General features: G+C 65.0%; 17 protein-coding genes. 5 read left to right on the forward strand and 12 right to left on the reverse strand.

What is annotated here, in order from left to right; all coding sequences use genetic code 11:
* Nucleotides 1–53: 53 nt before the first annotated feature.
* The 5 genes from IB278_RS00950 (at nucleotide 54) to IB278_RS00970 (ending at nucleotide 8,250) form a co-directional block, all read left to right on the forward strand.
* A complete protein-coding gene (locus IB278_RS00950) occupies nucleotides 54–3,128 on the forward strand; it encodes a Mur ligase family protein (RefSeq protein WP_192322405.1) in 3,075 nt (1,024 codons plus the stop codon).
* Nucleotides 3,125–3,421, forward strand: coding sequence for a hypothetical protein (locus IB278_RS00955; protein WP_145740164.1), 297 nt, complete (start codon nucleotides 3,125–3,127; stop codon nucleotides 3,419–3,421). The genes IB278_RS00950 and IB278_RS00955 overlap by 4 nt, the downstream gene beginning before the upstream one ends.
* 80 nt (nucleotides 3,422–3,501) lie before the next feature.
* On the forward strand, nucleotides 3,502–5,346 hold the full coding sequence (locus tag IB278_RS00960) for a peptidase domain-containing ABC transporter (protein ID WP_145740166.1): 1,845 nt from the start codon (nucleotides 3,502–3,504) through the stop codon (nucleotides 5,344–5,346).
* Nucleotides 5,347–5,395: 49 nt separating this feature from the next.
* Nucleotides 5,396–6,700 (forward strand): HlyD family type I secretion periplasmic adaptor subunit, encoded by a 1,305-nt coding sequence (locus IB278_RS00965; protein WP_225612639.1) that lies wholly within the window; start codon nucleotides 5,396–5,398, stop codon nucleotides 6,698–6,700.
* On the forward strand, nucleotides 6,697–8,250 hold the full coding sequence (locus IB278_RS00970; RefSeq protein ID WP_192322406.1) for a TolC family protein: 1,554 nt from the start codon (nucleotides 6,697–6,699) through the stop codon (nucleotides 8,248–8,250). Before IB278_RS00965 ends, IB278_RS00970 begins: the two co-directional genes overlap by 4 nt.
* Before the next feature lie 27 nt (nucleotides 8,251–8,277).
* Here the strand turns inward: IB278_RS00970 and IB278_RS00975 are convergent, their stop codons facing one another.
* The 12 genes from IB278_RS00975 to cpaB are packed head-to-tail and all read right to left on the reverse strand — an operon-like array spanning nucleotide 8,278 to nucleotide 21,012.
* The gene (locus IB278_RS00975) at nucleotides 8,278–9,711 is read right to left on the reverse strand and encodes a sigma 54-interacting transcriptional regulator (protein ID WP_192322407.1); all 1,434 of its coding nucleotides are present in this window, start codon (nucleotides 9,709–9,711) and stop codon (nucleotides 8,278–8,280) included.
* Between the two features lie 53 nt (nucleotides 9,712–9,764).
* Nucleotides 9,765–11,660 (reverse strand): TadG family pilus assembly protein, encoded by a 1,896-nt coding sequence (locus IB278_RS00980; protein ID WP_192322408.1) that lies wholly within the window; start codon nucleotides 11,658–11,660, stop codon nucleotides 9,765–9,767.
* A gap of 13 nt (nucleotides 11,661–11,673) precedes the next feature.
* Nucleotides 11,674–12,165 (reverse strand): TadE family protein, encoded by a 492-nt coding sequence (locus IB278_RS00985; RefSeq protein ID WP_318646664.1) that lies wholly within the window; start codon nucleotides 12,163–12,165, stop codon nucleotides 11,674–11,676.
* On the reverse strand, nucleotides 12,162–12,632 hold the full coding sequence (locus IB278_RS00990; RefSeq protein ID WP_192322409.1) for a TadE/TadG family type IV pilus assembly protein: 471 nt from the start codon (nucleotides 12,630–12,632) through the stop codon (nucleotides 12,162–12,164). Before IB278_RS00990 ends, IB278_RS00985 begins: the two co-directional genes overlap by 4 nt.
* A gap of 30 nt (nucleotides 12,633–12,662) precedes the next feature.
* Nucleotides 12,663–13,103, reverse strand: a complete 441-nt coding sequence (locus tag IB278_RS00995) for a DUF3613 domain-containing protein (protein ID WP_225612640.1) — start codon at nucleotides 13,101–13,103, stop codon at nucleotides 12,663–12,665.
* A complete protein-coding gene (locus tag IB278_RS01000; RefSeq protein ID WP_192322410.1) occupies nucleotides 13,100–14,032 on the reverse strand; it encodes a hypothetical protein in 933 nt (310 codons plus the stop codon). Before IB278_RS01000 ends, IB278_RS00995 begins: the two co-directional genes overlap by 4 nt.
* Complete coding sequence (locus IB278_RS01005) at nucleotides 14,029–14,994, reverse strand: type II secretion system F family protein (protein ID WP_192322411.1); 966 nt, start codon at nucleotides 14,992–14,994, stop codon at nucleotides 14,029–14,031. Before IB278_RS01005 ends, IB278_RS01000 begins: the two co-directional genes overlap by 4 nt.
* Nucleotides 14,991–15,971: a type II secretion system F family protein gene (locus IB278_RS01010; RefSeq protein ID WP_192322412.1), complete on the reverse strand. Its 981-nt coding sequence runs from the start codon at nucleotides 15,969–15,971 to the stop codon at nucleotides 14,991–14,993. Before IB278_RS01010 ends, IB278_RS01005 begins: the two co-directional genes overlap by 4 nt.
* Nucleotides 15,964–17,280, reverse strand: a complete 1,317-nt coding sequence (locus IB278_RS01015; protein WP_192322413.1) for a CpaF family protein — start codon at nucleotides 17,278–17,280, stop codon at nucleotides 15,964–15,966. Before IB278_RS01015 ends, IB278_RS01010 begins: the two co-directional genes overlap by 8 nt.
* 9 nt (nucleotides 17,281–17,289) lie before the next feature.
* Nucleotides 17,290–18,585, reverse strand: coding sequence for an AAA family ATPase (locus tag IB278_RS01020; RefSeq protein WP_225612642.1), 1,296 nt, complete (start codon nucleotides 18,583–18,585; stop codon nucleotides 17,290–17,292).
* A gap of 23 nt (nucleotides 18,586–18,608) precedes the next feature.
* Nucleotides 18,609–19,976: a type II and III secretion system protein family protein gene (locus tag IB278_RS01025; protein WP_225612643.1), complete on the reverse strand. Its 1,368-nt coding sequence runs from the start codon at nucleotides 19,974–19,976 to the stop codon at nucleotides 18,609–18,611.
* A 49-nt stretch (nucleotides 19,977–20,025) separates the two neighbouring features.
* Nucleotides 20,026–21,012, reverse strand: coding sequence for a Flp pilus assembly protein CpaB (gene cpaB / locus IB278_RS01030; protein ID WP_192322414.1), 987 nt, complete (start codon nucleotides 21,010–21,012; stop codon nucleotides 20,026–20,028).
* Nucleotides 21,013–21,069: the final 57 nt, after the last annotated feature.

Below are 21,069 nucleotides of genomic sequence, written 5' to 3' on the forward strand. Positions count from 1 at the left end.
ATGGGAGTTCCCGGTCCGGGTGCGACCGGCCTCCCGCATTCGACTGGGGCCGAATGATGTCCTTCTCCGACCAGCTCCATGCCTGCCACGAGCGCCTGGTCTCGGTGTGTGCGGCGTTGCCGGCGCCTTATCCGGCCTTTACGCTTTTCTTCTCGGTGAGCGACGGGTCGCAGCGCGCGCACGTGGTGCACGCGCGCGCGGCCGATTTCGAAACCGCGTGGCACGAAGGTGCCGAGGCCGTGGAGCGCTGGGTGCGCGACTGCGGCATCGTCTCGCCATGGCTGCGCATCGACTGGGTCGAGGGCGCAAGCCCGATGGACTGGGCGCAGTTCAAGGCCCAGCTCGCCGGCGTCAAGCGCAACTACTTCCGCCTCGGCCTGGCCTTCGACCAGGACTTCGAGACCGCGTTCACCGAGCAGGAGCTCAACGCCAACGCCATGCTGAGCGGCGATTCGACCATTGCGCATGCGGTGGTGAATGTGCGCAACTTCGAGGCCTATGGCCAGGCGCGCTTCGCACGTGCGCTCCCGCTCGAGCTGCCGGCCGACCGGCGGGTCTACCTGCTGGCGACGGTGGGCGTGTTCTGCCAGGCCGACGGCGTCGTGCACAAGCTCGTGGGCACGGGGCTCGATGCCGGACGCCGCCAGGCGCCGGCCCTCACTCCGCAGTCGGCGCTCGACCTGGTGCGCAGCGGCGCGTCGTACCTCGCGCGCCAGGTGCAGGACGACGGGCTCTTCGTGTACGGCTACTTTCCGTGCTTCGACCGGCGCATTCCGACCTATGACGCGATGCGCCACGCGAGCGTGCTGAGCGCCATGATCGAGGCGTGGGAGCTCGTGCGCGACGACAAGCTGCGCCTGGCCATCGACCGCGCGCTCGATCATCTCGCGAACACGCTCATCCGCAGCTACACGCTCGCCGACGGCACCGAGGTCGCTTTCCTCGTCGACACCGGCGAAGAGATCAGGCTGGGCGGCAATGCCGCCTGCGTGCTGGCCCTGGTCAAGTACTGCGAGGCCATGGACACGCGCGACTGGCTGCCGCTGCTGGAAAAGCTGGCGCTGGGCATCGCGTCGCTGCAGGACGGCGCCACCGGCAGCTTCAGCCACGTGCTGCATGCCGGCGACCTGCGCGTGAAGCAGGCCTCGCGCGTCATCTACTACGACGGCGAGGCGGCCTACGGCCTCATGCGCCTTTACGGCCTCACGCGCGATGCAAGGTGGCTCGCCGTGGTCGAGAAGGCCTTCGACCACTTCATCGCGAGCCAGCACTGGCAGGCGCACGACCACTGGCTGAGCTGCTGCGTCAACGAACTCACGCGCTGGAACCCGCAGGAAAAGTACTTTCGCTTCGGCCTGCAGAACGTGGCCGGGTACCTGGACTTCGTGCTCGACCGCAAGACCACCTTTCCGACGCTGCTCGAGCTCATGCTCGCGGCCCAGCAGATGCTGCAGCGGCTCGAGGCCACGCCCGCCATGCGGCACCTGCTGGACGAGCTCGACACCGAGAAGTTCTACCGCGCGCTGGAGTACCGCGCCCACTACCTGCAGAACGGCTTCTTCTGGCCCGAGATGGCGATGTACTTCCGCCGGCCTTCCACCATCGTCGGCTCCTTCTTCATCCGGCACCACGCGTTCCGGGTGCGCATCGACGACGTGGCGCAGTACGTGTCGGGCTTCGTGGCCTATCGCCGCTACCTGCTGGAGCGCCCGGCCGTGCCCGGCGCGGGGAGCGCGAGGGACGACGGCGGCGCCGCCTGGACCGCGAGCGAAATGGCGCGCGTGACCGGCGGCGAATGGGTGGTGCGCCCGGAAGACGGCTGGCGCGCCAGCGGCGTGACGCAGCGCTCCTTCCTGCGCAAGGGCCGCGTGGTGTTCGAGCACCAGCCGCGGCCCTCGAAGACGCCGCTGGCCGCGGTGGCGCTCAAGGGCGTGCTGCAGCCGGCGGCCGCCGTGCTGTGCACCGATCCCGCACCGCACCTCGACAAGCGGGTACCGGTGCTCCAGGTGGACGACGTGCCGCAGGCCGTGCTCGCGCTGGGCGCGCATGCGCGCACCGAATTCACGGGGCGCGTCTGCGGCGTGCTGGGCAGCGGCACGACCGGCAGCACCGTGGCCGCGATGCTGGCCGACGCCCTGGCCGTGTGGGGCGAGGTCGGCCGCCCCGAAGGCAACGTCAGCCTGCCCTCGGGCATGGCCTGGAACCTGACCTGCATGCCGCGGCATGCGGCCTACTGGGTGCTGGAGATGGGCTCGCCGCACATGCTGGCCTCGACCCAGCTGGTGCGGCCGATGCTGGCCGTGGTGACGGGGCTGTCGGCCGCGTCGCAAAAGCACCGCGGGCCTTCGGAAGCCGCCGCGCGCATGGACAGCCGCATCTTCGAGGGCATGGCGCCCGGCGACAGCGCGGTGCTGAACCGCGACCTCCCCGAGTTTGCGACCTTTGCCGAAGCCGCCATGGCGCACCAGCTGCAGATCGTGACCTATGGCGAGCACAGGGACGCCGACGTGCGGCTGCTCTCGTTCGACCATGGCGAGGTGCAGGCCCAGGTGCTCGGCGAGCCGTTCCAGCTTCGGCTCAATGCGCCGGGGCGCCACATGGGCGCGAGCGCCGTGGCGGCGCTGGCGGCCCTGCAAGCGATGCGCCTGAAGCTGGCCGCCGCGGTCGAGCCCTTTGCGCAGTTCGAGCCGCCGGGCGGACGGGGCGCGCTGCACACCATCCACATCGGCGGCGGCAGCTTCAAGCTGATTGACGAGACCTACGACGCCAACCCGAGCTCGATGCGCGCGGCGCTGGAACTGCTGTCGCAGGCGCCCTGCGAGCCGGCACGCCGCGTGGCGATCCTCGGCGACATGCAGGAGCTCGGCCCCGCCGCGCAGCGCCACCACCTCGATCTGGAGCCCGAGCTGCTCGCATCGCAGCCCGACCGCGTGCTGCTGTGCGGCCCGCTGATGCGGGCGCTGCATGCGCGCATCCGCACCAAGGTGCGCTCGCACTGGTTCGTCGATGTGTCCGATCTGTCGACCGCGCTGGGCGGTCTGCTGCAGCCCGGCGACTGGGTGCTGGCCAAGAGTTCTGCCGGCGTCGGCCTGTCCCGGCTGGCCCGGGTTCTGAAAGCATTGCCATGATCAAACTGAATGCCCAAGCCTCCTTGCCCTACCGCCGCGAGGCGGCACCGCAGCGCCGGTGGTGGCTGGGCTGGCTGCAGCTGCTTTGCGCCTGGCTGCTTTGCATGTTGCTGTGCGCCAACGTCGCGCTGGTGCTGGCGCAGGGCCTGCCGAAAGACGAGGCGGCGCCGGTCGCGGCAAGAAAAGCGGCGGACTGCAGCCTGTGGGTCGAGACCGCCAAGGATGCTGCGGCGGCCCATGCCGAATCGGTGTCGCACACGCTGAGACGTATGTCACGCTGCAGCACTTCGTAAGCATAGATTTTGTCTTGTAACAACTGGGTAACAGTCGATAATGGCGCAGGCGTCATTGCCGGACGGATCGGCCCTTTCCCATGATCAAGTTTCTCTTGCCCAGCCAACTGGTGGCCGAGGTGCCCGAAAAACCAGGTGCGAGTCCGTATGCGGGTGCCCTGCACACCGCGTTCCGGGCTGCCTACCCGCTGGTCAAGAGCGCGGCCTGGCGCTCGCTGCCCATCAGCCTCTTCGGCCTGCTGCCATCGATCTTCCTGCTCCAGGTGTATGACCGCGTGCTGTCGCGCAGCGGCGTCTCGACGCTGGCCGCGCTGGTGTGCGGCATCCTGTTCTTTCTTTGCATCGAGTTCTGGCTGCGGTCGGGGCGTTCGCGCCTGTTGCGCAATGCGGGCGCCATCATCGACCACGGCGTGTCGGGCGCGCTGCTGCATTCGATGCTCAATCGTCCGCTGCGTGCGCTCGAAGCGCGCCCCGCCTCGATCTGGCATCAGTTCTTCCGCGACGTGGCCTCGGTGCGCGGCACCGTCACCGGCGGCCTGGCGCAATCGATCTTCGACTTGCCGATGGCGGTCTTCGCACTGGCCGTGATCGGCATCGTGGCCTTGCCGGTCTTGCCGGTGGTGGTGCTGTTCCTTGCCATCATGGTCTTCCTGGCCTGGTGGTGGGCCGACGAGGTGCGCAGCGGGCGGGTCGAGGAAGTGCAGCGCGGCCGCGGCCTCGACCGCATGACCTCGGAAATCTGCAACGCGCGCGAAACGCTCAAGACGCAGGCCAACGACGGTCCCACCATCGAGATGTGGCGCCAGTCCTATAACTCCTGGCTGAGCGAAAGCTTCAGCAAGAACGGGCAGATCGAAACCGCGCGCGACGGCACCACCGTGCTGATGATGGTCTTCTCGGTCATCGTGGTCACGGTGGGCGCCATTTCGGTGATGGAGCAATGGATGACGGTGGGCGGCCTGGTCGCCTCCAACATGCTGGCCCTCAAGGCGCTGCAGCCGGTGGCCGGCCTGGTGTCGAGCTGGCGCTCGCTGGCCGCGGCCAAGGAAGCGGCCAAGCGGCTCGAGACGGTGCTCGGCGAGCCGGTCGAAAAGGCACCCACCGGCATGACGCTGCCGCAGCCGCTGGGCCGCGTCACGCTGAAGGACGTGAGCTTCAGCTTCACGGAAGACGCGCACCGGCCGGTGCTCGAGAACGTCGACCTCGACATCGGGCCGGGCGGGCTGCACGTGATCGTCGGGCGCAACGGCGCCGGCAAGTCGACGCTGGTCAAGCTGCTCTCGGGCCTGTACACGCCCACGCGCGGCGTCATCAGCATCGGCGAGTACGACCTTTCGCAATTCGGCCGCGAAGAGCTCTCGCGCTGGATCAGCTACCTGTCGCAGGAGGTGTACTGGTTCGGCGGCCCGCTGATCGACACCATGCGCCGCACGGCCCCGGGCCAGAGCGACGAGCAGGTGGTGGCGGCCTGCAAGCTCTCGGGCGCGCACGACTTCATCTCGCGCATGCCCGACGGCTACCGCACCGTGGTGGGCGAGGGCGGCACCGGCCTCTCGGTGGGCGAGCGACGCAAGCTCGCGCTGGCCATGAGCTTCCTGCGCAAGCCTTCGGTGCTGGTGCTCGACGAGCCCAGCAACGATCTCGACTTCCAGAGCGAGCGCACCCTGCTTGCCACGCTGCTCGCGGTGGCCAAGGTGCGCACCGTGGTGGTGGTCACGCATTCGCTTCGCATCGTGTCGGCGGCCAGCGTGGTCTACCACGTGACCGGGCAGGGCAACGTCGAACAGGGCACGGCCGCCGTCATGGTGCCGAAGCTCTTCGGCGTGAAGAAGGCGCTGGTGGCGCTCCCCGATTCCACCGCGGGCGAGGACGATGCCGAGGCGCATCCGCAGCAAGGCGCCGCCGCCAACCGTTCCATGGCCTGAGCAGCCGATCGATCGAAGAGTAATTGGGGACCGCGACTTGAAATCAGATTTGCCGCAGATACTTCAGGACGAGGATCACAAGCGCGCCACGCAGACATCGCCCGAGGGCCGGCGCCGAAAGTGGGTCATTGGCGGTGCGGTTGCGCTGCTGGCCGTTGTGGGCCTGGGCTTTCCGATGGAAACCGTGGTGGTGGCGCCGGGCCGCGTGATCCCGTCGGACCGCGTCAAGTCGATCCAGCATCTGGAAGGCGGCATCGTCAGCAACGTGCTGGTCAAGGAAGGCGACAGGGTCACGCAGGGCCAGTCGCTGGTGGAGATCGACCTGGGCGGCAGCGGCCTCAATTTCGAGGAACTCACCGCGCGCTATGCCGCCACCCAGGCCACCCGCATCCGGCTCATGGCCGAGAGCCGCGGGCAGCCGCTCAGGCGCGAGAGCTTTGCCGCCGACATCGACGAGAGCGTGCTCGACGGCGAAACCGGCGCCTACGAGGCGCGCGCGCTCGAGCAGCGCGGCGTGATGGCCGGTGCGGTGTCCGGCCTGGAGGGCGCGCGCAGCAAGCAGCTCGAGCAGCAGGCCAAGGTCAAGGGCCTGAACGACCGCCTCGCGCTGATGCAGAAGGAACTCGAGATCTCGGAACAGCTGCTCAATGAAAAGCTGGTCGGGCAGGTCGAGGTGCTCGAGAAGCGCCGGCAGGTCGAAGGCGTGCGAAGCGAGCTGGCCGTGGCGCGCCAGGGCGCCATTTCCGCGAGCGCCGCCATCACCGAGGCGCAGGCCAAGATGGCCGAGGCCGAAGGCCGCTTCCGGCGCCGCGCGTCCGACGAGCTGGCCGCCGTGGAGCGCCAGTTCGCGAGCCTGAGCGAAGACCTCGCGCGTGCACGCACCCAGCGTTCCCGCACCATGGTGAAGGCGCCCGCCGACGGCATCGTCAAGGGGCTGCGCAGCGCCAGCCCGGGCTGGGTCATCAAGCCCGGCGAAGCCATCATGGAAGTGGTGCCCGACAAGGACGAGGTCATGATCGAGGCGCGCCTGAATCCGAACGACCGCGGCTTCGTCGAAGTCGGCCAGGCGGCGCGCGTGAAGATCACGGCCTACGACTACCTGCGCTACGGCGCGGTCGAAGGCAAGGTCACCCTGGTGGCCGCCGATGCCGACCGCGATCCGGCCATTGCCAATTCGGCGCCGTACTACCGCATCCTCGTCAGCACCGACCAGGCCTACGTGGGGCGCGAAGAAAACCGCGTCACCGCCGGCATGGAGTCGGAGGTCGACCTGAAGGTGGGGACCGATCCGTTCATCTGGTACATCCTTCGTCCCGTGCTCAAGCTGCGGCGCGAAGCCTTCCGCGAACCATGATGGGCCGCAACCTGGCTGGCCGGCGCCGAACGGGCCCCGGTGTTCTTTGCGCAGTGCTGTGCGCGAGCTTCGCGCTTCCTCCTGGCGCCCTGGCGCAGGAGGCGCCCGCGCAGCTGGCGGCGGCGCGCCGGCTTTCCGCGCCGTCGATCGGCGCCGCCAGCTATGCGCAGCGCGTCAAGCAGGCGCTCATTGCGCTGTCGCAGGACTACCCCGAAGTGCAGACCGCGCAAGCCGCCGCCAACACCAGCAGCTTTGGCGTGGACGCCGCCAAGAAGGCCCGCTACCCGCGCTTCAAGATGGGCACCGCCTCCGGCACCTACAACAGCGGCGCGGACAACGCCAAGAGCGAGAGCTACACCGTGCTGACCGCCGAGGCGCGCCTGAGCCTGATCGACGGCGGTGCCATGAACGCCGCGGTGCGCGCCGCCGAGGCCGGCAACCAGGCCGACGACGAGGCCGTCGCCACCACCTCGCAGAAGGTAGTGCTCGACGCACTGACCGCCTACCTGCAGGTGCAGCGCTTCGACCTCAAGAAGCAGATCGCGCGCAAGTCCACCGAGGTGGTGGCCGAGCTCTCGAAGGCCGAGGCCCGCCGCGTGGCCCTGGGCGCCGCCGGCGAGAACGACCTCAACATGGCGGCCGCGCGCCGCGCCAGCGTGGCTGCGCGCGAGTCCGACTTCCAGGCGCAGCGCGACGAGGCGCTGGCCAAGTTCAACACCTACTTCAGGTTCACGCCCAACACCGATTCGCTGCCCGTACTGGCCGCGCCCGCGTACTGGCGCATCGCCTCGCAGGAAGAGGCCCTGCGCCGCGCCGAGGAGCGCAGCACCGAGATCGCCGAAGCCAAGGGCCGCGTGGCGCGCGCCCAGGCCCTGGTCGACCAGCAGGAGGCCAGCATCTGGCCGACCGTGGACGCGGTGGTCGTCAAGAGCAAGGACCCGCGCGGCGTGTCGCCGCAAGACCCGACGCGCGCGGCCTTCGAGCTCAACTGGAACTTCGGCAACGGCTTCGACCGCCAACTGCGCCTGAAGTCGGCCCTGGCCGAAGTCGCCAACCAGGAAGCCAAGCTCGAAGGCGTGAAGCTCAACCTGCTGGAGCTCACCTCGGCCTCATGGGCGCGCACCGTGTCCGGACGCGAGCGCGAGCGGCAGCTGGCGGAGGCCGTCAGCACATCGGGCCAGGCCTTCCGCGGGCGCCGCCGGCTGATGGAATTCGGCCGCGAAACACTGCCCGCGGTGCTCGACGCGCAGCTCGACTACTACAACCTGCTGTTCGACTACGTCGACGCCGTGTTCGACCTGCGCATCACCGAGCTGCGCCTGGCGCGCACCACCGGCGAACTGCGCATCGACCCGGACGCGAGCAACGCCTGGATCGACCGCATCTTCGGCCCGCCGAACCGCCCCGCGCTGAGCGAAGACGGCCTGCTCACCGCGCTGTGCATCTCGAGCAACGCAGGCTGCGCGAGCGAGCCCGTGGCCGACCGCGGTGCCACCGCAACCGCGGCGAACCCGCCGCTGCGCCGGGCCGCGCGGCTGGCAAATCGCTGATCGTTGGTTGGCTGGATCGAAGCGAGTTCAGACATCCTCGGGGATGCCCGGCTCGCCGTCGAGGATCTGGTACTTGCGCATCTTCTCCCACAGCACCTTGCGGCTGATGCCCAGGTGCTGTGCCGTGTCCTGGCGCTTCCAGTCGTTGATCTCCAGCGCCGCGATGATGCGGTTGCGCTCGCTGCTGTTCCATCCCTTGCGCTCGCCATTGCCGTCCAGCGCCACGCCGTTCATCGCGCCGCCGCCATGGCCGTTGCGCTCCGCAGCAGCGCCCGAGGCCAGCGTCGGCGTGCCGCGCGTGAGCGCGATGGCGCGCTGGATCAGGTTCTGGTCCCAGCTGTGCAGCTGGCGTGCGATCACACCCACCCGCTCGGCCAGGTTGCGCAGCTGCCGCACGTTGCCGGGAAAGTAGGTTTCGGCCACCGCATCGCTGAGCCAGTGCGGCGTTTCGCCGAGCGCCTCGAGCTCGTCGCCCAGCACGTTGGCCAGCAGCGCCTTGAAGATCGCGATCTTGTCGATCTCCCCGCGCTCCTCCAGGCTGGGCACGTGCAGCTCGATCACCGCGAGCCGGTAGAACAGGTCGGCTCGGAACTCGCCGCTGGCCACCATCTCGCGCAGGTTGCGGTTGGTGGCGGCCACCAGCCGGAAGTCGACCCGGATCGGCGCCGTGGCACCCAGCCGCGTGACCGCGTTGTCCTCCAGCACGCGCAGCAGCTTTACCTGCTGGTAGCGCGGCAGGTCGCCGATCTCGTCGAGGAACAGCGTGCCGCCCGTGGCCTGCTCGAAATAGCCGCGATGCGCATGCACGGCGCCCGTGAACGAGCCCTTGGTGTGGCCGAAGAACAGCGACTCGAAGAGACCATCAGGAATCGCGCCGCAGTTCACCGCCACGAACGCGCCCTTGCTGTAGTGCTGGTGCCCCAGGTGCAGCTGCTGCGCGATGCGCTCCTTGCCCACCCCCGTTTCGCCGCGCACCAGCACGCTGTGGTTGCAGTCGGCAAAGGCCGCCACTTCGGCCAGCAGCGACTTCATCGCATCCGAATGCGCCACCAGCACATCGGGCGCCTGCGGCGCCACGTCGCGCGCACGCAGCTGCCGCACCAGCTTGGCCACCATCGTGCGCAGCTCGGCGCAGGTGAAGTCGTAGGGCAGCACGTGCAGGTACTCGGGCGGATAGGTGCGCGAGTCCCGCTCCCGCGAGGCCGCCGCCACCCAGATCACCGGCATGCCCTGCAGCAGCTCGGTGGCATGCGCCAGGCCGCCGCTGTCGATCACCGTGACACTGAGGATGGCAACCGAAGGCCGCAGCGCAGTGCCGCGGTCCTGCTGCGGAGGCGGCAAGCCATCGGCCCGGATCACCTCCACGTCGAAGCTCGCCATGCACCGCGCGATACGGTCGAGGATGTCGGCCTTGCCTTCCCAGACAAAGAGGTCGAGTTCGTCGAAGTTGGGGGAGCTCATTTAGACGCTATTCTCAAATTTCACAAGTGCTTGGTGTAAGTTCGTATGCAAACTCAATAGACCAAGCGTGCATTGCCGTCACAGCTGGCAGAGAGTAGCTGTACATCCGCGTACCCAATTTGGATGCCAAGCGTCTTGAGAAGGGGGGCGAGCAGTGCACTGTCGAGCTGGCTAAGCACTGGTAAGAGTATGAAGTTGAGAGCCCCCAGTACGCCGGAAATGACGGTAATCAGGCCGTTGGCGATAGTATCCAAAATGGGGGCAGATGTAGCGAGCTCTATCTTGAGCATTCCCGAACCAATGGCGCTCGCGATTGCAGCGCCAAGGTTTTGCTCCGTACCAACGGTGTGCATCAGATCCTGCTGCGATGCGGGGATTGTGGGATCGAATTGATAGTTCAGCGTCTGCCTCGTAGTGGTTCCACTCCCTGGGATAGAGAGATCCATCTTCGCCAAGAGCTTGATGTCGATCGGTATCCCGCCTCCGAGGATGCTCAGAAGAGTGACTTGGATATTTAGTAGATCGAACTGCTCTTTCGGCAGGTCCTTCCACGCGCTCGTTCTGTTCGTGAACGCGGTTGGAACTTTCCCCAGGAAAATATGTGCAAGGCCGGGGGCCGCTGCGATCTTGACGTCGTATTTGCTATCGGGCCCATTGCATTGAATCGAATCGAGTTCGGCGTCTCCTGACGCAACTTCTGCATAGATAGGCAGCCTGATAAGCTGGCCTGATGGCAATGAAACTCTGACAACGAGCGGAATGTTCAATAGGTCGCTTCCGGCAACCGGAGTCAGGATCTGAGTGTCCAGAAGTATTCGGATCTGGCCGGTGTGCGCCCGGGTTTTTGCTGTACCGTCCGGATAGTAGCCTGGGGGCCCAATGGCAATACTGGGGGGCTCGATGACCTTGGCCTGAAGTTGCACATTCGCGAGCGGTTTGAGTGGAATCGCGATCCCCGCTGAGACAGCTGATTGACTATCAGCGATCTGCAACGCGACCAGCAGGAGATTCAATGCGTTGATGTTTCCGTTCAATGCGGTGCGTGGATCTTCGGTGTTGAGATCGACGTTGAGCAGACCGGCTTGCTCGGCGGTGCTCAGCAAATTAATTCGTACTGTGCTTAGGTCGAGCCCTCCACTCAGATCCAAAAGGCCGTTCAACACACCGGCGGCGAGCCCAGCCGTGGCACTGTCGTTGTTTTGAGGCAGTACTTCGATTGCTGCAGTGAGCAAATCGGCCAAAGTGACATTGGCACTCGCCAACTGCTCGTATGTGCCCACATTGAGGTTCAAGGCATCCGCGATCCCGAGCAGATTGAGCTTGGTGTTGAGCAGGCCGGTGTAGTCACCAATGCTCAGGTTGACGGTTGTTCCCAACAGCATGCTCAGTACTTGATTGAGCAACCCCTCGTTCAGCCGCGCGACTCCACTCCCGATCGATATTGCACCGAGGGGTTCGTTTAGCGAAGCAACCGCCTGGACGCAGATGGTGCGACTGGCCTGAAAGAAGGGGAACAACGTCGGTGGAGCTTTCTCTATTCGCACACGAATAGCATTCTTTGTTGACGCATCAGGAAGGAAGTGATCGTCTACATTGGAAAAGCAGCCCGCATTAGCTGGTGTTGTATTCGACGATGCCCAGTGACCGCATTCCGGTTGTTGGAGCACGATGCCTGGTATGTTCTGACCTGCATTGGCAACGGCAGCTCCTTGCGCGGCAACACATACGTCAGTGCCTGCCGAAGGCACGAGCTTCTGCGCGCCGGCCAATGCGGCCAGATCCGCAGTCTTCTGAAACTCGCGCTTCATATAGAAGAGATACCCCAACTCCGTGCCAACGAGTGTGATCACGATCAGGCTCAGCGCAATGGCCGTGTTGATGAGGACGGAGCCTCGGGCGCGCCGGTGGCCGCTCGGTTGAAAAGCTTGGCGCGTCGTGGATGCGTTCATGCCAAAAGCCGTTTCATGATGTTTTGAGCGCAGCGGTGGCGCTGCCTTGTAATTGGTCAGGCACCCAACTGGTATCCAACAGCGACACAGAAGGCAGGATGCGATTGTTCTTGTAGAGGTAGGTGACAGTCACTACGCAGCTTGCAGCAGTCGACGCGGCCGCGACGGTGACATTGGCGGAGATCCAGTTCTTTCTGCTGACCGTATCGGCATTGTGGGAAGTGGGAACGACGAGTGAGCGCGCAAGCGAATCGAAAACGACTTGGCGCACGCTTTCCTGATCCGGTGGTTGCGGCAGCAGCATCGCTGCGCGTGCACCATCTTCTGCGGCGCGTGAGACGGCTTGCTGCGTGTAGAAGATCGCGCCAAAGCTCACCAGTCCGTACATCACAAGAAAGAGAAATATGAAAACGAAGGCGAACTCGATAGCGGCAACACCACGCTGAACGTGGAGAGCGGTGGTTCTGCTGCGCAGTCGGATGCTTGCGGCGGACACGGCTTTCACCTCAACTCAAGCAGCATGCTCGCCTTGCCGGCGATCTGGGTCGGCACGGCGAAGCTCGGCAAAGGAGGCAGCAGCGATCCAAGGTTGTCGGCTCGTACGAGAACTTCGACTTGGCATCGTTGGCTCCATGACGGTCCGCAAGTGATCGGAGAGCATTGGTTGATTCCCTCAACTCGACAGATCTGTGCAGACACGATGGGCTTCACCACTTGCGGCATCCAGTCGCTTTGAAAGGCTGCGACATCCGCTGCGCGCTTTCTTCGGTCCTCGAGACTGCTCTGATATTGAAGTGCTGCTCTCGCGCCGTCTTCGGCCGCGTTCTGCAGTCCGAGCCGGAAGGCGAACAGCATCCCGTAGCAGATGACGGCATAGAGAATGCTGAAGAAGACCATGAACACCACCGCGAACTCAATTGCATACACGCCGCGTTGGTGGCGCGGTGTTGAGAGTGCCCGGATGGTCTTCATTGACCGCAATGAGTCAGCTGTTATGGCCGCCTACTTCGCACCGCCGCTACCGGTGGTGCTCTTGACCGACGAACTCAAACGTTCCGGTATCGGAAATTCGAAACTCTTCAGATAGCGCTCATAGCTGCGCTGCGCAACGCTTCCCCCGATTGGGCGCGGTGTCTTGGACGCGATATCGCCACTGCGCTGCCAAGCCAGCAATCCTTGGGTGGCGTCACCCACTTGTAGCGGCGCATAGTCAAGCTCCTCGGCATCCTCGGCATCCTCGGCATCCTCTGCGTTCGCGGCTTCGTTCTGAGGCGGATTGGTCGACGTATGAGGCGTGGCCTGCGCGGTTTCCACCGTGGAAGAGAGGGTCGAACCGGAAGTTGCCGCGCTCTGCGCCATCGCTGCTGACGGAAAGGCAAGAATTGCGATGAGCCAGCTGTATGCGGACAGGGCGCGGAAAGCGGTGTCGATTTTTTTGTTCATGGTGTACCTCGCGAAGTCGAGATCGGTGACAGGGTTGTCGAGGAGGCGTTTGTCGCTTGATTCGATTGAATGGCGGTGCGCTCACCAATCATGTTGGAGGAGCGCGATGCCTTGAGCACGAGTGGCGGAGCAACTTCGTCGCGGACTGTCATCCCAGTAGCGAGGGCTGAGGCGGAGGTCACAGCACCGCCACGACGGAGTTGCTGCGCAGCCTCCTTGATCGCCAGACGTGCGGCGGGAGACATCCGGTTCGCATCCATCATGGCGGCCGCCTGCTCTTGCTGATTGCTGAGTTCGAGATACAGCGCAAGATTGGCCTGTGCCTGTGCACTATCAGGACGAAGCTGCAGAGCCTGCATCAGCGGAAGCCGGGCTTCGTCGATCGAGCCCGCACGCAATTGGGCATAGCCCAGGTCGCTCAGCAGCAAGGCATCTGTTGGCGCTCGGTGCTGGGCTTGTCTCAGAAACTGCACAGCTTCGGGGTAGTTGCTGCGCGCTCCGGCCAGGAGTCCTAATCCACGGTAACCGGCCCCCTCAAGCGGTGTACCCATCAGCCGCTTGTAGGAGGCTTCGGCAGCGGTGGCCTGCCCTGTTTGGCGCAGCGCTTCGGCGCGCACGCGTGTGGACTCGGGCGATACGCCCCACCGTCGTTCGAGTGCGTCGATGTGCGCGAGCGAGGCAAACCACAGGTCTTCCTTCTGCATCTGCTCGACGAGCTTGAGATAGGTTGCTTGGGTGTCTACAGACGCCCCCGCCTTCGTGTCCGCGGCTGCTTCGGCGGCCATACGCTGTTGCGCGTCCGCGCTGGCGGCGTACTGATCCTTGATGCTCGAGCAGCCGCTGAAGACGAGAGCCGCTACGCCCGCGGAGGCGAAAGTCAGCAGGCGACGCATGGCGGGCGAGCAGGTGCAAAAGTCCAGCGTTTTCATTTGGCGACAGCTCCAAGAGATCGGAATATCGCGATGAAGCCTGGTCCTGCCGTAACGATGACCAGCGCTGGCATCAGCGTGGACACCATGACGGCAGTCATCTTCACAGTGATCTTTCCGATTTTTTCCTTCATTTCGGAACGCCGGTGTTCGCGCAGCCGGTCGCTGAAGATGCGCAACGGTTCCTGTACGGCGCCGCCGTGCTTGTCGACCTGCACCAGCAAAGACACGAGCCCTCGGAGGTTCTCGTTCTTGTGCAAGGTGGCGAGGCGCTGCAACGAGTGCTCGCGGCTGCGACCGCGGCTGTACTGGTTGTTGGCCAAGGTCAGTTCGTAGCCGAGCACGCGCAGCACATGCGAGAAGTCGCTGGCCATGATCTGCAGACTCTGATCCAGGCTCAGTCCAACGCCCTGAAGAAGACGCAGCAGGTCGATGAAGAGCGGAAGCTCCTGATTCGCCCGCTCGCGTCGCGTGGCAGCAAAACGGCCGAGCACCCATTTCGGCGCCATGAAGCCAATGACGAACGCAGCCGCAAGGACGATAACGACGGTGCGCTGTGTATGGCCCGCGCTCCACAGAAAATAGGCGAGAAATGGAAGAAGGAACGCAAGAAAAACACGAACCACCAAGAAGACCAGTTGCGCCCGCTTCGAGGAAAGGCCGCACTGGTCGATGAGATTGCGGTCTTCATCCGCCACCAGCGTCCGGCCGAGCCGCGAATCGAGCCAGTGGAACGGCAGTTCGATATCGGACTTCGTCGAGGTGTCTGACTCTCCACCAATATCGGCGGAAGCTTTCGAAAGATCTGGAGTCTTCACAACCTGGTGGATGGCACGGCCTATGACTTTTCCGCTCCGCGCGCGACGCAGTTCGGCCGCAATCAGTGCGCCCGCTCCCGCCATGAGCCCTAGCGCGAGTAATGCCAGGCTAAGAACGGCGAGTTGATTGGGCGACAGCGTCATGACAGTCTCGCCAGTCGATAAAGGAGGGCGGCGCCGACCAGCTGAAGGCCTGCCGAAGAGAAGATCAGCATGCGACCTGTACCGTCATTCCACATCCCTACGAAGTAGCCGGGATTGGTCATGATGAGGAAGGCGCCCACGCCCACGGGGAGCAGCCCCAGGACCCAGGCGGAGAGCCGGGTTTCCGATGACATGGCTACCAGCTCGTGCTCCGCCTGCTCACGGTCGCGCATGAAGTTACCTACGCGCTCCAGCAGCAGATCAGAGCGGCCGCCATAACGCACACCCAGGCCGAGAATGGAGGCCAACAGAAACATCTCGTCTATTCGGACACTGCTGGCTGTCTGATGCAGCGCGCGGTCGAGATCTATGCCCGCACGCACCAGGGATGCCGCGCGTTCCAGTTGGCCGCGTAATGGAGCCTCCGTTGTGGCAATCGCCAGCTGGAAAGCCGCTTGCGTGGAATTACCAATGGTGATCAGGCGCACCATAGCGTCGATGTAGCCGGGCAACTGGCTGACCAGCTTGCGTCGGAATTTCTGCAGCCGCAGCCAGATCGCAAAGACTGCGAGGAGTGCCAACAAGGTGAGCGCACTCAACGCCGCAATCGAGCCGCCGAACAAACCGGCAAGAGCAGCCAACATCACGATGGCTACCAGACCCAGTGCGGCCATGCGCGGCTCGATCACGCCAATCAGCCACTCGGGCATGGCTCTTTCAAGAAGCCCGGCGGGTTCAGAAGCCGTGGCGCTCGCATCGGTTTCGAGCCACGGGTCAGTCATGAGCGCATCGCTCGGCAGATCCCGCAAGGGCATCGGCGTTTGCACCGCAGCCGCCGTGCTGGCCAGGATCTGCTGGTCCAAATGGCGCGTCGCCGCCTGCCGAGCCTGCCGCCCCTTTGCCCATTGCCACAGCAGCAGCCCCGCGGCTGCAAGCAGCAGCGCGACGCAAGCCACCGTCAGCAGGACCTTAGCCACGGCTGTCTCCCTGCTGGCTTCGTGCCAGCGACTGGCGGAAGCGCGTGATCTTGGGTGAATGCGGCGCAATGCCCAGCGATATCCAGCGATCGCGCTCCTCGCCGTCGGGCGAGGTGATCGGCTCGTAGCGATAGAGCTCCTGCATTGCGACCACGTTATCGTTGACGCCGGTGACTTCGCTCAATGAAAGGATGCGGCGCTGCCCACTCGACAGGCGTCCGATCTGTACGATGAAATCGATGGCATTGGCAATCTGCCGGCGCAGGCTCACTTCGCTGCCCTGGTAGCCGGCAAAGCCCGCGAGCATCTCAAGCCGGTAGAGGCATTCGCGCGGTGAACTGGCATGGATGGTGCCCATCGAACCTTCATGGCCCGTGTTCATCGCCTGCATCATCTCGATCACTTCGGCGCCGCGCACCTCGCCCACGATGATGCGGTCCGGCCGCATGCGCAGGCTGTTGCGCAGCAGGTCGCGGATCGACACCACGCCCGTGCCGTCGAAGCCACCGGGGCGGCTTTCGAGCCGGACGACGTGGCTGGTGCCTAGCGAAAGCTCCGCCGTGTCTTCGATGGTGATGACGCGCTCGCGCGCAGGGATGAAGGTGGCAAGCGCATTGAGCAGCGATGTCTTGCCCGAGCTGGTGCCGCCGCTCACAAGGATGTTGCAGCGCGCCCGCACCGCAATCTCCAGCAACTGCGCCATGCCGGCGTCGAAGGTGCCGAGCTTCACCATGTCGGCCGGCGTGAGCGGTTCCTTGCGGAACTTGCGGATCGAGACCGAGAGCCCGTCGATGGCCAGTGGCTCGATGATCACGTTGATACGGCCGCCATCGGGCAGGCGCGCATCGACCATCGGATTGGATTCGTCGAGGCGCCGGCCGAGCGGCGCCAGGATGCGGCGCACGATGCGCATCACGTGCTCTGCATCGGCAAAGCGCACGGTCTCGCGCTCCAGCATGCCGTGGCGTGACACGTACACGTTTTGGTAGCCGTTGATCAGGATGTCTTCGACGGCAGGGTCGTTGAGCAGGTCTTCGAGCGGCCCGAAGCCTGCAAGCTCCTTGGTCAACGCATCGGAGATGAGCTGCATCTCACGGTTGTTGATTGGCACGCGGCGCAGCCGGACGAAGCTGTCGACCTCCAGTTCGACAAATTGCTGGATCGAAGCGCGCGACCAGCGGCCGAACTCCGCCCCCAGTTCTTCGATGCGGCTCAGCAGATGGTCATGCGTCCAGCTCTTGATGTCCTGGAACTGCTGGGAGTTGACGAACGCCTGGTCGTCGTCGGCGAATTCGAGATCGTTGGACATAGAGGCGTTTCAACCTTGACTAGAGCTTTTCCAGAAGCCGGCAACTTGCGACATTCGAGCCAACCAATTGGACTCCTTGGCTGGCGGCTCGCCCGCGTCGGACATGTATTGCTGGTTCAATCCGCGTGCGAGGCCGGCCACGGCTTGCGAATACGCGTCGTTGCGCGCGGTGCGCACCAGCATCTCGCCGCGGCTCGCTGCCGCCAGAAGTTGCGTTCCTCGCGCCGGCAGCAAATGGTGCAGCGGCAGTTCGAGACGATCGGCAATGTCCTTGGCCGGCAGCCCCACATGGCTGTCGAACTTGTTGACCACGAGCGACAGCCGATCGGTGTCGATGCCTCGGGTGCGCAGTTCCTTGAGCATGTTCGCGGTAGAGACGATCGCGCCGATGCTCTGGTCGCACACCACCCAGCTGTGCTGGGCAATCTTCACGGTCTGTGCAACGAAATCGAGGGTTGAAAAACCGCCGAGGTCGGCAATCTGAAAATCGAAGAAGTCGCCGAGCCGCTTGATCAGCGCCATCGAATCGGCATGCGAGATCTCGCGCACCTGCGCAAGGCTTGCGGGCAGCGGAAGTACAGCCACGCCGCTCGTGTGATGGGCCAGCGCGGTGTGTAGCAGCGTTTGGTCGAGGCGGCGCAGGCTGCGCACGCCATCGACAAAGCTGAAGCCGCTTTGGGTGTCCAGATACAGAAGACCGTCGCGGGCCGGCAACCCGAGATCGAGCAACGCCACGCCGCGGCGCGTGTTGCGGCTGTGAGATGGTGCGGCTGCTTGGGACGGATGCTCATTGAGCATCAACGCCAGGCTGGCTGCGAGCGTGGTCACGCCGATGCCTGGCCTTGCGCCAAGCAGTGCAAGCGTGCAGCCACGGGCACGGCTTTGCAGCGTGCTTTGACGATCGACCAGCTTGCGCAGCGTGTTGATTGCATCGGTCGGCGGCGCGCTCATGTCGACGAAATCGTCCACGCCGGCACGCAGCGCGGCAAGCATGGAAGCCGGCTCGGCTGAAATGCCTGTCGCCAGCACCGGCAGTGTCGGCCATTCGCGCTTGAGTCGCTGATGGAGTTCGCCCGCCGCCGCGGCGTGGTCGCCCGAGAAATCGAGAAAGACCGCCGCCGGACTGAGCATGGCGATCCGCTCGTCGATCGACTTGGGCTCGGAGGGAAGGATCACCACCGCGCCCAACTGGTTGAGCGCGTCGCTCAGCCATGTGATGTGGCTGCTGTTCTGCGATGCGAAGAGATAGGTCTCTGCACCGATTTCAGGAAGGCTGTCGCGTGGAGCGTTCATGGCGTCGGCCAAGGGCTTTGCGTAGTTAGGTTCGGTCAACGCGAGAAGCCCGGCACCGTCGTGCCTGAAGCCGGCCCCAGCAGATGCGCGCGCCACACGGGGCCATCGCGCTGTTCGGCGCCACCCGGCAGATACGGACCAAGATCCGTACCTCGCGCAATCGGCTTCACCAGATGCGGCGTGACAAGGATCACCAGCTCCTTCTCGTTCATCTGGTATTTGTTCTGCTTGAAGAACGTTCCGAGCACCGGAATGTCGCCGAGCAGCGGAACCTTGTCGGCATTCGAAGTCGTGGTGCGGCTCACGAGGCCGCCGATGATGAAGCTCTCGCCGTCGCCCAGTTCCACCGTGGTGTCGGCGCGGCGCGTGCTGATGGCCGGCACTGCGACACCGCCGATGCTGAGCGAGTTGGTGTAGTCCAGGTCGCTCGCTTCAGGCGCCACCTTCAGCACGATGCGTTCGTTCGACAGCACGGTGGGCGTGAGCGTGAGGCCAATGCCGAAAGGCTTGTATTCGATGCTGGTGGTCCCAAGGCCCTGGGGTGCGGGCACGGGCAGTTCGCCGCCCGCCAGGAAGCTCGCGCTCTGGCCCGAGAGCGCCACCAGCGTCGGTTCAGCAAGCACGCGGGCCATGCCGTTGCCTTCGAGGAAGCCGACGTTCAGGCCAATGCCGGCCTTGCCGAAGTTGAACAAAAGGCTGAAGGCCTGGGCGAGCGGGTTGTTGTATTCCCCGCTGATCGAACCATCACTTGCGAACGTTGTGGAGCGCAGCGACGACGGCGTGAACACGCCGAAGCTGAAGCCGTTGGAATTGGCGCGCGTGCTGAAGATGTTGAGGCCGGCCTGCTTGAGCACGCTGCGGTTGAACTCGACGATCTTGACTTCGACCTGTACGGTACTGCTTCGCACATTGACGACGGAGCGGTCGATCAGCGCCGTTTTTTCTCCGCCGGCGGCCATGGCCGCGTCGCGTGCTTCCTGGTGCGCGGTCATGCTGTTGAGCGAGCCGGAGAGCGTGGAGGCGCGGCGCCGCACTTCAAGCGCATAGACCGTAGCGGTCGATTGGCCCTTTTCCCAGATCATCAGCGTGGTCCGACCCGCAGCCTTGCCGGTGATGATGAGCCGCGCGGCCGGTGAGTTGGGTGATTGGCGGGTGAGTGCGACGCCGGCGACCGTTTCGTCGGCGGTGGCCATGCGCTCGATACCCTTGCTGATCAGCAACTCCTTCTGCGTGCCGGCATCGACCCGCAGTTGCAGCGCGGGGCGGGCGGATGCCGCCTCTGCCGCATCCGCGGCGGCGGACACTCCGGGCCAGACGCCCGATGCCAGCAAGCACAGCGCTGCGAGTGTGGGACGCAGAGGACGTGCCGGACCGGTTGTTTTCGCGCGAAAGGCGATCGTCATGGTGTTCGTTTCCTGCGGGGCGTGAATGGGCGTGCCACTTGTTTGCTGGTCAGTAGTTGATGGTTTCGCTGCGGTCGCCGCGAATGACTTCGACCTTGAGCCCGCCGCGGGACTCACTGGTGGTAGTCGTTGGAGCCCGCGCGGAAGAGACGGCCGGGACACGCAGGGCGCCCGGCTTGCCACCGGTCACGAAATCTGCTGTGGTGACGCCGGCCTGCGCGCGGTCCAAACCTTCGAGCGGCGGGCGGCGCGGTTCGCCGGCTTTCAGCGGAGGCGGCTGCAGGGCGGTGGGCAGCTCGGCAAAAAGCTTCGGATCGGGTTCCGACATGTCGGTCGGGTTGCGCAGCGCCAGCAGCAAGCGGCCGCTGTTTTCAGCCAGGGTCAGCCGGTTGATGTCCTCCACCGGAACGGCGAGCACTGCGGTGCGGGCCGCTTCGGCGCGCTGGGCCTGCTGCGCGCCACCGTTCTTGTCCATCTTGGAAGGCAGGCCGTCGACGGAAGCGGTGCCGTAGGCGAGCACACGCTTACGCGACAGGAGCAGGCGCGCCTGGCTGCGGTCAATGTCCTTGCCGTCGGACTTGAGCATCAGGAACACGTCGACAAAGTCGCCGGGCTGAACCTTGTTGCCCACGCCCATGGTCTCGTCGGCCTTGATGGCGACCGCACGTTCGCCTTCGGCGACGCGCAGGGCCAGACCGGAAACGAGCTGGCCTTGGAGTAATGGCGAGCCTTCGCTCAGGTCGATCACCGGCACGCGGCCCGCGAGCGGCCCGGTTTCCTGGAAGGCGCCCACGGGATTGATCGTCAGGCGCTCGATGCGAAGTGCGTCGGCCGGGATCGCCTGTCCCGCAGGCAGCGGCTTGGCCGCCACGACCACGGGGAAGGTCTGCGCCTGGGCGGCCTTGCTGGAAGCTGCAGCGGAGGGGGCGACGGCGACGGGCGGTGGGGGCTGGCGGCTGAGCATCCATGCATAGCCGCCGAGCGCGAGGGCCAGGAGCACGAGGATGGCGGCGATGACTTTGGTGAGATTGATCATGGGCGGCGTGTCAAGGGAGGAGCAATTCGAGAGCCATCGATGAACAGCTCGTGGCGG

The organism is Variovorax sp. VRV01, assembly GCF_014852545.1.
Classification (GTDB): Bacteria; Pseudomonadota; Gammaproteobacteria; order Burkholderiales; family Burkholderiaceae_C; genus Variovorax; species Variovorax beijingensis_A.